Origin of the sequence: Sphingomonas kyeonggiensis (assembly GCF_014196745.1) — a bacterium.
Taxonomy (GTDB): Bacteria; Pseudomonadota; Alphaproteobacteria; order Sphingomonadales; family Sphingomonadaceae; genus Sphingomonas; species Sphingomonas kyeonggiensis.
The window spans coordinates 1,168,983-1,182,100 of record NZ_JACIEH010000002.1 but is presented as its reverse complement, the minus strand read 5'-3'; the positions used below and the strand labels follow the sequence as shown (position 1 = coordinate 1,182,100).

At 68.7% G+C, this 13,118-nt stretch carries 1 protein-coding gene; it reads right to left on the bottom strand.

The features are described from left to right. Positions 1–4 precede the first annotated feature (4 nt). A complete protein-coding gene (locus GGR46_RS13995) occupies positions 5–13,048 on the bottom strand; it encodes a filamentous haemagglutinin family protein (RefSeq protein ID WP_183998546.1) in 13,044 nt (4,347 codons plus the stop codon). Between the last annotated feature and the right edge of the window lie 70 nt (positions 13,049–13,118).

The window sequence follows — 13,118 nt, the reverse complement described above, 5'->3', positions numbered from 1 at the left end:
CACGTCATTGCTGTCGATCGCCGCCCGGCGCGCAGTCGGGATCGTCGCCCGCGTTGCGATCCTCGCAGCGGCCGTCGCGCGCTGGCCCGAGGACGTCGACGGTGATGATCGAGCGACGATCGACCGGCGGCTGCGCGCTCCGCGTGGCGTCGCGCAGCTGGGCCTGGACTTCATTGGCGCCGTTGGGGGTCACGTTCACATTGGCGACGCCCTGGCTCGGTACGCCGGTGACGTCTCCCGCTGCCTTGAAATTGTCCGCGTTCGCCACCCGTGCCGCCGCGACCACGACATTGCCCGAGGCGCGCACGCCCGCGTCGCCGGCATCGACTTCGCCCACCGGCGCGATCAGGATCACGTCCGACGCCGGATCCTCCGGTGTCCGCTTGAAAGTGCCGATACCGGCGCCCGAGACGCTGCCGACGCTGTTGACGTCCGCCAGCCCGTCCTCATCGAAGCGGATCGTGACCGGCGGGAAGTTCGAGGCGCTCTTCGGCCCCTGGCCGGCATTGAGGTCGCCGTTCGACGACCACATGACGATACCGCCGCCCTGCTGGGTGAACACGCGGCTCTGGTTGAGGATGAAATCCCCGTCGGTGAAGGACCGGATCTCGCCGCCGCGCAGCGTCAGCACACCCTCATAGCCGAGCGGTATGGACGCGAACTGCGCGCCGATGATCTGATTCACCAGACCCCGCTCCAGGAAAGACGTCTGCAACTGGAATGCCGTTGCCCGACGCGTCGCCTGATCCGCCGTACGGACGATCGAACCGGCGATGACGTCGCCGCCGGGCCCCAGGATCGTGACGTCGCCACCGCGTGCGGTCTGGATCGTGGCAAGCCGCAGGTCGACATTGCCGGTAACGATCCGCTCGGCCTTTTGCGGCTGGCCATTGACGATGTTGCGCACCGGCTCGCCGAGCGGGTGATCCGGGGAGATCGTCGACGGATCGAGCGCGTAAGGCGCGAGATTGTCGGTATAGCCGAGGTTCGCCGGAAACAGCGTCTGGATCGCCCGGTAGCCGCGGACATATTGCTGGAACGAGGGGCCGTTCCTGACGCCGACAGCCTCGATCTCGTTGAAATAGAGCCGGTTGATCAGGAAGTCCTGCTGGCGCAGCGGATCGACCTTGGCGAAGGCCTGATAGAGCGCATCGGCACGGCCATAGGCCGCCTGGCTCAGTGCCGCCGCGTCGGCGAACCCCTGGCCACCGAAGATCGCGGCAAATGCTTCAGGCGCATTGTCGCGCAGCCATTCGGCGAGGAGAGGCGCATAGATCTGCCTGCTGCGATCGGGCCGCTGGTTGCCAAAGGTATCGGTGACCTGCTCGAACAGATCGCCGTCCAGCTTCGCGAAGTTCGCCGGGTTGAGATAGGTCTCTCGCAATGCCGTATAGTCGGCACCGGCGGCCATGCCGAAGCGGACCTGGAGATCCGCACCCGTTTCGGCCAGCCAGGGATTATAGTCATTGCCGATCGTCCGGATGCCGCCGCCGAAGCTTGCCGACTGCTGGCCATTCGGGGAGGTTATGTTGGCGGAAGTGACGAAGGGCCCGATGTCGCCGCCCGCCTCGACGATCAGGGTACCGGGCCCGCCCAGAATGAAATTGTTCGACCGGACATAGGGCAAGAGGTCCGGTGTGGAGGCTATGGTTCCGGTAATGTCCCCGCCCGCGCGGATGCGCGTCACGTCGAACGCAGTCAGGTTCTGCCCATTGAAGAACATGTCGACGATATCGCCGCCCGCGGTGATCCGCCCCTGCTTGGGCAGGAAGATCGCCGAGTTGACGATGTCGCCACCGCTGTAGATCCGCACCGGCTCGATATCGCCCGCATGGGTGAGACGCTGATTATGCTGCCTGCGGAGCTGCGCATTGGTGGTGCTCGAAACGACTGCGGGGATCGCGAAGGCATTGGGATTGGGCGTGATGAAAGCGCCTGCGGTGAAGCCCGGATCCGCGTCGCTCATCGCGATCGACAGGTCCTTGATGCTGCCGTCGCTGAGCAGGCGCAATTGCCCGATGGGCGACGGATAGAGCAAATGCGGCGTCCCTGCCGGCAACACCACGCTGCCGGCAAGCGAGGTCAGCGCGACCGTCGGCGGAAGAACCTGGATACTGTCCGCCAGCCCGTAATCGGGGCCGGATTGCAGCGTGAAGAACCGCGGTGCGAGCTCGATCTTCTCATTGGCCGAAATTCCGATCGCGGCAGCCGGGCTGAAGAAGCCGATCGCCCCGGGCGTCTGGGTAGAGCTGTTCACGCCGAGCGCCGATACGCTGGCTAGCGTAACCGATCCCTTGGCCGAGATGTCCACCACCGCGTCGGCCAGACGGACTCGTCCATATTGCGGGGGCACTTTGTTGCCGATGAGGGCGGCGGTGTACGGCTCGAGGCCGAAGGCGCCGATGTCGCGCTCGGCATGGATGCGTCCTGCACCCGAAGCGACGTCGAAGCGCCCCGCCAGGATGTCGCGGCCGGCATCGATCGAGAGATTGCCGTTGCCGAAGCTCAGCATCACCGGTCCGGCGGCACCGGACGTGGTCGACACGCCGTTGGTCAGCGCCACGGTCAGCTCGACGACGTCACGCCCGGCGTCGATCGTCACGTCGCCCCCGGCCAGCGCGCCGACGCCAGAGGTGAAATAGCGCGGCGAAAGGGCGAATTCGGTATCGACCCCGATCTGGCCGGAAACAACGCGCCAGCGTTGGCTGGCCTCGCCGATCGTCGGATCGAGCGGGGTTCCGTTGGCCAGGCCGAGGACCCGCTCGCTCCACACGTCGCGCGTGCCGAGCACGTCCCTCCCCGCCATGAGGTCGATGTCGCCGCCGCCATATGCCAGCACCGGCGGGGCTTCGGCCAGCCCGAGCGGCGAAGGAATGAAGTTCAGCTTCTCGGGCGCTGCATCGAGATAGGGGCTGTCGGGCCGGACGGTGACCAGGCCACCCCCGGCGATACGGGCCGTGACATCCACCGGCGCCACGCGGACGCCCGCCGTGTAGATCGCCGCCGCCGAGAAATCGAACGACGCATTGATGCTGCTGCCATAGTCCGCGGCCGTCGTCGACGTCCCGTCCGCCTTGCGATAGGTGACCGCGTTGCGATCGTTCAGATTGGCCGCGCCGCGCAGGTCGATGTCCCGCGCCGCCGCGACGTTGATCGCGCCGTCGCCGGTCCGCACATAGGAGCGCACCCAGGCCTGGTTGGGCGCGGTCGGGCTGTTCTGCTGGCCGGCGGTGCCGTAGCGGATGATCGTCGGCGTACGGTTCCCCGTATAGCCCGTCCGCCCGCTGGTCAGCCCGGCCATATAGGTCGTCTCGAAGCTCTTCAGGAAACCGAGGACCTCCGAAAGCGGCGCCGTGATCCCGGTCGGCTGCGTCGCCGAACCGATGAAGCTGTACCCCTTGCCGGCGAAATAGATCCGCGCCGCCGCCCGCGCATCGGCACCGAGCCCCGCGGAGTTGCCCCAGTTGAGCTGGGTATAGGCATCGTCGCGCAGCTGGTTGAGCCCGCCGGTCGCATTGGTCAGGTCTAGCGTGTCGCCCAGGTCGAAATTGACTGCATTCGATCCCGCGGACTGGAGTAGCTGGAACTGGAGCGGGCCGTTGAAGCTCACCGTGCCGGTCGCGGTGAGGCGGTAGCTGTACTGGCCCGCCACGATCATGTCGGCATCGAGCGCGCGATCGACCACCAGCGGATTGACCGACAGGGTCTCGCCCGCCCCCGCGACGAGGCGCAGATCGGACGAGTGCATCGCGGTGTTGCCGTCGAGCAGCGGGAAGAGCTCGGCAAAGCCCAGCGAATCCCCCGCGTCGCCACCGCCCGCCGCACCATTGCCGGCGAGCGCCAGCGGCGAATTCACATAGGCAGAGCCCGAATTGAGATCGCCCTGCGCGGCCTGCGAGCCGAGCCCGATGACCAGTGTGCCCGAAGCTCCCGGATTGTTGGCCGCGCCCGAGGCATAGCTCGGGATGTTTCCGCAGGATCCCGCGGCGCCGCCGCACGAGAACTGGATCGCCGGCGAATAGCTCCGGTCGCCGCCGCCGAGCTGCCAGTTGATATAGCTGGCGTTCGACTTGTCGTGGAAGGTGAAGAAGCCGTCGCTGATGCTGCGGTTGATCGTCAGGCTGCCGCCGGCCCGCATCGTCACCACCGGCGCCTCGCCGCGTGCCGATCCGCCGGTGCGGTAGAGGAAGGTGGCGAAGCGGTCGAGCAGCGCGCCTTCCTTGCCCGGCACCACGCGATACTGGGCCTGCCCACCGGTGCTCAGCTCGGGGATGACTTCGATCACGCCGGCGGCCACCGCCGCCTGGAGCTGCGCGGGCGAGAAGGTCGCCGCGCCGAGGTTCCACTGGGTCGTGGTCCGGATGCTGCCGTCGGCGGCGAGCTCCACGCCCGGCCGCAGGCGGATCCCGTCCAGGCTGCTGCCGTCCACCGTGGTGACGCCGAAGCCCTGGATGAACCGCACCAGCGACGAACCACCATCGGCGAGCGCGAAATTCTCGGTGAACGGATTGAACTTGCCCCCGGCCGCGCTGCTCGCGGCCATGTCGAGCAGCAGCGTTCCGTCCGCGGCGCGGGTGATCCCCGAATAGAGCCCGCTGTTCGCCAGCGCATCGAGATCGTAGCGCTTGAACGCCTCGAGCTGGATCTCGCTCGCGCCCAGCACCGTACCGTGGAGGCTGACCGCGACCTTATCCTCATTGGTGCCGAGCACGGGCGCGCGGAAGCGTACGATCCCGCCCTCGTCGGCCGCCGCATAGCGATAGACGGTGATCGGATTGCCGGTAACCGCATCGGTGATCACCTGCGGCACCAGCCGCGCGCCGGTCTCGCCGGCAGCCTGGGCGGCCTGGGTCCGGCGGGCGCCGACATCGATGATCGCGCCCCTGGCAATGGTGATCGCCGCATCCGGCGACTCGATCCCGATCGTCACGTCGCCGGCGGAGGCGACGCGGCTGTCGGTGTCGGCATAGCCGCTGGTATGGGTGTCGAGCTTCGCCGTGGCGGCGAGCGTCACCCCGGTGCGTCCCCACAGCGCGATGTCCCCGCCATCGACGGCGGCGTTGCGCGCCTGATCCGCGGTCATCCCGGCGATGCTCATGCCCGAGGTGTCGAGCGTCCCGCCGATGGTGATCGCGCCGCCATCCGCGGTGAGGCTGATGCTCTTCGCCTTCAGCACCTGCCCCGCGGCCAGCGCCAGGTCGCCCGCACCGCTGCGCACCGCGACATCGCCGCCGAACAGGCGGCCATAGCGCGCCACGAAGCCGCCCAGGTCGAACGCCGATCGGCCGGAATCGAAGGCGATCGAGCTCTGGCGGTTCCCCTGCACGCCCGGATTCAGCGTCGCATCGAGCGTGATGGTGCCGTTGCCAGCGAGCAGGTTGAGCGTACCGGCGGTGCCCACGCCATTGTCGACGATCAGCGTGCTCGCCGCATCGGCGCGCAGATTGCCCGTCTTCGACAGGAGGTTGATCGTGCCGCCGCCGGCCGAAACGGTCACCGCATCGACGCTGTCGCCGAACGTCTTCTCATAGCCCGGCGTCGACAGCGTCGCGCCCGACAGGGTGATGTCGCCGCGCGATTCCACGTCGATGATGCCGGCCGATGCCCGGATCAGGCTGCCGACGATGGTCGCCGAGAGTACCGGCGCGTCCTTGGTGCCGATGCTGATGCTCGCGCCCGGCGCGGCGTTGCCGATGGGCGACTGGGCCGCCGCTCCTGCCGGCGCCGTCAGGGTGAAGCCGGCATTGGTGAGGAAGCTATATTCCGGCCGCACCTTCTGCGCGCGCGGATCGGCGACCGCCGCCCGATCGGCGAGGAACGGCGCCCGGAGGGTGAGCGCGGCATTGCCCGTCGAGAAGGATCCCTTGCCTTCGACATAGATGCCGTCGCGCGCACCGAGCGTCACCCCGGCGGTGATGCCCGAGGTCCGCACCGCGTTCGTGCCCAGGCTGAGGGTCGTCGCATTGATCGTCAGGTTCGCCGCCTGGCCGCACAGGCCGGCGGTCACGCACCCGTCGGTCGCCCCACCCGCGTTGAGCAGGCGGACGGCGCCCGCATCGATGGTGATCCCGCCATCGGCGGCGCCACCCAGGCTTGCCGCCAGGGTCGCCGTGTCGAGCACCAGGTCGTTGAAGCGATGGCTGCCCTGCGAGAAGCGGATCGCGCCCGGCGAACGCACCGTCAGCTGCTGTGCCGCGGCGAGCTTGGCCTCGAGCCCGGCACCGATCACGCCAGCCTGGCCGGCAACATCGGCGCTCGCGTTGAACTGGATCGCGCTGCCGCTGATCGCGATCTTCTGCGCCGCGAGAGCAGCCGCGTCGGCGACCACGAAGCTGCCGCTCGTGTCGAGCGCGAGCGCACCGCCGTTGAGGTTCACCGCGCCGATCTTCAGCGTCGAGGCCCCGGTGCCGGTGCGGGAGACCAGCCGCTCGGCGCCATTGGCGAGGCGCACCAGCGATCCGGCCGTCGTGGCGGTATAGTCGGTCGCCGGCTGGGTCCCGAGCGCGCCGCTCGCCTTGAGCGTCACGCCATCCTCGATGGTGAGCGTCGAGCCGATCCCGCCCACCGCGAGCAGCAACTCCGGCGCGTCCAGCGTCACGCCGCTGCGGATCACGAGCGAGCTGGCGCTGGCGTTGATCGCCGTGGTGCCGTTGGCGTTGTCGGCGCGCTGGCCTCCGATCAGCAGGCTGGTCGCGCCGAGCCGGCCTAGCGTCGCGGCGCTCACGGTGAGCGCGCCGGCGGTCTGCTGGCTGTCGTCCGCGGCGATGATGACATTGGCGCCGAGCAGGTCGAACTGGCCGCCCTGCCCGCCTTCGGCCGGGCTGGTATCGAAGGTGCCCGCGATGCGCAGCGCGGTGAGCGGGCTGAGGATCACCCGCGCAGCGTCGAGCGGCAGGCGCGGCCGGGCCAGCCCCTTGTCCGCCGCGTTCTTGACGAGCGTGCCCGAACCGCTGGTGGTGACGATCTTCGAGTATTTCAGGAAGGTATCGCGCGTCTGGACGGTGAAGCCGCGGCGGGTCGATTCCGCGATGGCGTTCTCGGCAAAACCATAGGTGCCGCCGACGATCACGCTGCCGTCGAGCAGGGTCGTGTTCTGGCCGGGAAGCGGTGCGCCGGTGCCGGTGTTCTCCACCAGGCGCAGCGCTCCCGGGATCGCCATCGCATATTTGGCTGGCACCAGTAGATATTCGCCGGCCGGCACGCCCGGCGCGCCGTCGAGCTTCACCGTCCGTCCGGCGCTACTCCCATAAAGGTCGACCGGGCCGTCGCGGCCGTAATCGGCCGAATAGAGCGGATCGAAGGGCGCGATCTTGTTGGCCTCGCTGACCGGCACCAGCGCGAAGACCTGCCGCTGGTCGGCGAACTGATAGCCGCGCCCGGTGAGCGGATCGAAGCCGCTGCTGCTGAAAGGATCCCGGTTGAACCGGTCGAGCACGTCGCGCGATCCGCCCACGCCGGACTGGAACTCATAGGCGAAGACATCGCCGCCGCCGCGCCCGTCCACCCGCGCCCCGGCTTCCTCTACGATCGAGGCCGCGGCCAGGTTGAGCTGCCCGGTCGGCAGGCGCGTGATCGGCGTCGGGATCGTCGGGAAATAATATTCGATCAGGTCGGAGGTGCTGCCATAGGGCACGTTGAGGCCTGCGCCCGAGACCGTGGTGACGCTGCCCGCGCCGAAGGTCAGGGTGGTAGTGGCCAGCGCGGTCGCCGAGGCGCTGAAGTTCACGGCGGTGTTCGAACCGAGCTCGAGCAGGCCCAGCGGCGCGGCGAGATAGCCGTTCTGCGCGATCCGCGCGGCAAGGACGCGCAGATGGGTGCCCGCCGACAGCGGCGGGGGTGCCTTCGCATCGAGATAGGTGTTGCCGAAGGTGATGCTGTGATCGCCGAGCGCGGCGATGTCGAAGGGATCGATATTGGTGGTCTTGCCTTCGAGCAGCGCCTGCAGGTTGCCGGTGCCGGTCGTTGCATAGGTGCGGCGCGCATCGATCAGCAGGTCGCCGGCGGTGACAAGCCGGCCGCTATAGGCAAACTGCCCGACGCCGAGGTCGTTCACGCCGGTCAGCCGGACATCGCCGGAGCTGCGCAACCCGACAGAGGCTATGCCGCGGTCGAAGGCAACGCCCCCCACCACGTCGATGCCCTGCCCTCCGGCCAGGAGATCGACCCGTGCGTCACCGGTAGTCCCGCCGGGCAGTGCAGCGGCACGATCGCTGCCGAAGCGGATATAGCCCGCCTTGATCGACGCGTCGGTGCCCGACGTCGCCGAGACATGAACCTCGCTGCCGAACTTCGCCCCGACAGCGGTAGGAGCCTGTGAGAGGACCATCAGCGACTTGCGCAGCGAGAGCGAGAAGTCGCCGTCCAGGGTCAGCGTGTTGCGGGCGATCAGGCTGTCGAAGCCGCTCGCCGCGATCATCCCTGCATAGAGATAGTCGGAGCCGCCCGCGGCATTTGCGCCCAGGGTCGGCAGCAGCCATTCGAGCCTGCCGCCTTCGGCCTGCGCCGTGCCGCCATGCGCGTCGATCGCCGTGGTGCCGAGCGAGCCGCCGCCCAGTGCCGAAATCGAGCCCGCCGCGCTCCATTCCAGGTAAGGCGTGAAATTGCCCAGGCCGGTCGCCAGGTCGACATAGGCGCTGGTGCCGCTGATATCCAACGCTGCGCCGTCGCGCCGCGTCAGGGTCGATTGCGAGAGCACGACCGCGGAGGAGCCGCGCCGGCTGGCTTCCTTGCCGGCCAGCAGCGCGATGCTGCCGCCGTCGAGCACGCGCCCAACCCGGACCTGCGCTCCGCCAGGCTGGAACGGCGCGCGCGGGTTGAAGATAGCGATGCCCGACAGATCGGTGACGCTGCCATCGTCGAGCAGTATCCCCTGCCCGGCATCCAGCTTGCCCAGGAAGTAGATCAGCCGGTCCGAGCCTTCGCGCGAGACCAGCTCGCGATTGGTGATGACCCGGTTGGGATCGGCATGGTCCCGGACTCCGGCGGCGTTGAGCGCATTCTCGTCGAACCGCCCCAGCCCGTCGGTCGCGCCGCCGAATGCATCTGCCAGCCCGTGGCCGCCCATATCGGCACCCCGCACGCCGAGGCCGCCGATGACGAGATCATTGGGCAGATCGTTGCGCTGGGTGATCGTGCCGCCGTGCAGCGCGATCGTGCCGCCATTGTAGAGCTTGCTGACGGTAAGGCTCGCCCCGGGTGCGCCGGTGATCGTGCCGCCCGCGAGCACATCGAGTTCGGTAAGCCCGCCAAGCACCAGATGGGCAGCCTTGCGATCCCATGGCGCCTCCATCCGCGAGGGCGTGAGGAACGACTGCCCGTGCAGGTCCGTGCCGCTCGCCAGCCCGCGCAGCGCGCTCGCCTGGTCGGCGCTCAGCACCGAGGGGAGCAGCCATTGGGTGAGGTCGAGTGTCTCGCCCGCCTTCACGACGAACTGGCTGGTCTCCAGGAATGCCGACTTGCCGCTACGGGCATTGGTGAAGACGTCGTCGACGATCCGCGAACGGTAGCTGCTCAGGTCGAGCGTGCCGAAACCGGTGGTGCGGAAGAAATCCAAGCCGATATGCGTCGCGCCGGCCCGATTGTCCGAACCGAAGCTGATGTCGGGAGCGACCAGCGAGAAGGTGCCGCCGCCGGCGAAGCCATAGCCGAGGATCGTCGCGCTGCCGATGTCCACCGTCGCGCGTGGATCGGGCACGAGCTGCGGCAACACCGGCGTGCCCGGGAATGGCAGCCCGCCGACCGGGAGCGGCGTGAAATCGACCGATTGGCTGGTGCCTCCCAGCGGCTTGTCGGCAAGCGGATTGGATTCGGCCACGATGCGACCGCTGTTGGTCAGCCCGGCCGCCGCGTAAGTGGTTGCAGCCGACAGCGATACGTTGCCACCCTTGCCGTCGAGCACCAGGCTCCCCGTCGTGCTGACATAGCCGCCCGACATCACGTTGAGCGTCCCGCTGACCCGCACGCTGCCGCTCAGGTCGACCGCCTGCGTCGCGGTCTCCAGGCTGGTGCCGATCGCGGCAAAGACGTTGCGGGCGGCCGAAAGGGTGATGCTGCCACCGTCGCTGAACGCCCCGCCCCGCGGCGCGCCCTGCTCGGCATAGTCGTTGACCCACAGTCCGGCGGTCGAGAGCGTTCCGGTGACGATCACATCGAACGGGTGGAGTGCGCCGGGGTCGGCGGCGTACAGCAGGAGGCCGCCCGTGCCGAGGTCGTCGCCATTGCCGCTGCCATAGGCACCGACGCGATAGGCCGATCCCGGCGAGGCTTGGCCGGGCCCGGCCAGATTCACCGTCCGCGCGTCGATCGAGCCCGAATTCGCCGTCACCCTGCCGTCGAAGCGGATCGTGCGCCCGGCGGTGACGGTCAAGGCGCCCCCGGGGGCCAGGACGAGATCCGACGCGCCCGTGATCCGCAGCGCGTCCGGCGTCTGCAGCGTGAACGGGTTGGCGCCCGCGAAGGTGACCGCGCCAAGCGTGGTGAGCGACAGTGCCGAAAGGCCGGCGTCGTTCAGCATCCCGTCGCGCAGCAGCAGCTCGCCCCGGTTCGCCTCGGCCGCGCCGCGCTCGCCACGATAGACCAGAATATCCCCCGCAGACCGGATCGACACCGCCCCCCCCGAGGGCAGTTCGAAAGCGTCGCGCTGGAGCTTCCGACCATCCCCGGCAACCGTGCTCGCCAGGCTCGGCCTGTCGCCGGCGGCGATCTGGCGGGCGCCGGCAAAGGCATTGCCGTAGAATGTCCCGTCGATCGTCACGGTCGGCGCGTTGATGACGGCTGGATCGCCGATCGTCAGCCTGCCCGCATCGCGCCCTTCGTCATAGGCGGCATCAACGCGCAGCCCCTGTCCCGAGGCGCTCAGATAGGTGCGCAGCACGCCGAAGCGCGGCTGAACCTCGGTGAAGCCGTCGACCACCCCGACATAGACGTCGTTCGGATCGGCCTTGCCGATATCGACGATCCGCCCGTCCTTGGTGACCAGCCGGCTGGTCCGCACCGTGCCACCGGCATAGCTGACCCAGCCCCCCGAAAAGTCGATCGTCGCGCCCTGCGCGATATGCACGCTAGCCGGGTTCGTAGCGCTGCCGCCCAGCTGCGACGTCAACAGGCTGACGCTGCCGCCCTTGGTCATGAGCTCCTGCGCGGTCACGCCGATCTGGCCGGCAAGGCTACCGGCCTCGATCAGCGGTGAGCCGACCCAGGCGACGCCGTCGGCACGCACGCCCGACAGGCGCGGATCGACGAACAGGGTCGCGCCGTTGAGGGTGAAATTGCCGTCGAGCGCCACTTCGCGATAATTGGGTGTGTCGCGCAGCTCGTTGCGCTTCACCGGGGTGATCTCGATCGAATTGCGCGACGCGTCGAGCTGGACGTCCTTGTAGCCGCTGACGTCGATGGTCGCACCGCGACCGATCTCGACATGGCCGGGGAACTGGGCCTGGGTCCCGCCGATCAATCCGCCAACATCCTTGGTCGCGCCGACCACCACGTTCGCGCCGGGCGCGTAGATCAGCGCATTCTCGCCCATAGTGAAGTCGGTCGGCAGCATCGCGAAGGGCGCAGGCTGATCGCTCGTCGCCTTCAGCGTCACCCGTGTTCCGATCTCGATCTGCGAAGCCTTGAAGACGGCTGGCTCATTCGCCGTTCCCTGCGGGATACCCTCGCCATTGGGATCGGCGATGATTTCCAGGCCGGCCGCCCGCGCGGGATCGCTGCTGCCGCCGAGCACGATCGTGCCACCGGTCAGCGAGATCTTGCCGTTGCGCGAGACGCTGGTGCTGCTCGACAGCAGACCGTTCTGCGTGATCTTGCCGAGCATCCCCGTGCCGAGCGACAGGTACCCGCGGCGCGATTCGATCAGGCCATCGACGAGGACGTTGCCGGCAAGGTCGGCATCGGCCCCTCCGCTCGTCAGGATATAGCCGCGGACATCCGGATCCGCGCTGCCCTTGCCGCCGGTGGACTCGACGAAAGCCACTTCGCGGCCCGCCTGAAGGCTGACCTGCCCCTCGACCGCGCGCAGCGTGCCCGAGCTGGTGATATTGGGTGCCGCGAGGATCAGGAAGCCGCCGGTGCCAGAGCTCAACTGGGCCCCGCTGTCGACGGTGACGGCACCCTCGTTGCCGCCCTGCCCGGCAACACCGGAAACCAGGACGACCGCGGACAGCGGATCGTTGGTCGGCGCGTCCCGGAACAGCCCGCCCTCCAGATAGGCGGTGTTGCGGTCCCTGATCGTCGTGGCGCGGGCGTTCGGTCCGATGCCCACCATCGCGGCGCCGAGGTCGAGCGTGCTCGCCAGCAGCGAATGGGTGTTCACCTGGCTGTTCTTGCCGAAGATGATGCCCGAGCGGTTGAGCACCACCACGGTGCCATCGGCCTTTAGGTTGCCGAGGATCAGGCTCGGATCGGTCGCGTTGGTCACGCGGTTGACCGCGACCCAGCCGGGCTTCGCGACCCCATTTTCCTTCTGGTTGAACTGGAGGGTGGTGTTGGAACCGATGTCGAAGCGGTTCCAGGACAGCAGCGCCCGTTCCTGGGTCTGGTCGATCGTGACGACGACGCGCCCATCGACCAGTGTCTGGCGCGGCAGGCCCGCGCCCTGCCAGGTCTTGAGCCCCGTCGGGTCATTGGCGGCACCCGCGCTGACGAGGAGCTGGTTGGCGCGCTCGGTGTCACCCGCCTTGGTCGCGGCGATCGCTTCCCGGATCGCCTCGGTTGGATCGAGGCCGCCCGACGACAGGCCGTCGGTCACGCCGGTGCGCGTCGCGGCCTGGCGCAGCGAACTCGCATAGGCGCGGATCTGCGCGATCCGTGACTGGGTGGAGCGCTGGCGCGACAGCGCGGCCTGCATCGTCGGCGAGCGCACCGGCACCGCGCTCGGCTGCTGTGCCTGTGGTCGCGGCGCGCCGGCCTGCTGGCGGAGCAGGCTGCCCATCGTCTGGGCCGCGGCCGGCGTGCTGGTCAGGCCGAGCGCCAGCGTCGCAGCGCTCGCGCCGAGCAGCAGCAGATGACGCCGGGCGTCAAAGGGCGAGGACGAGCGACGAACGGTCATTGCGGTACTCCAGCCTGAAGGTCGTTCAGGAACGCGAAGGGGGTCGGGGACAGGGGAGCCGCGCCGCCGT

Excerpts from the sequence above, each read along its gene's own strand:
- GGR46_RS13995 (WP_183998546.1), bottom strand. The coding sequence starts at position 13,048 with ATGACCGTTCGTCGCTCGTCCTCGCCCTTTGACGCCCGGCGTCATCTG.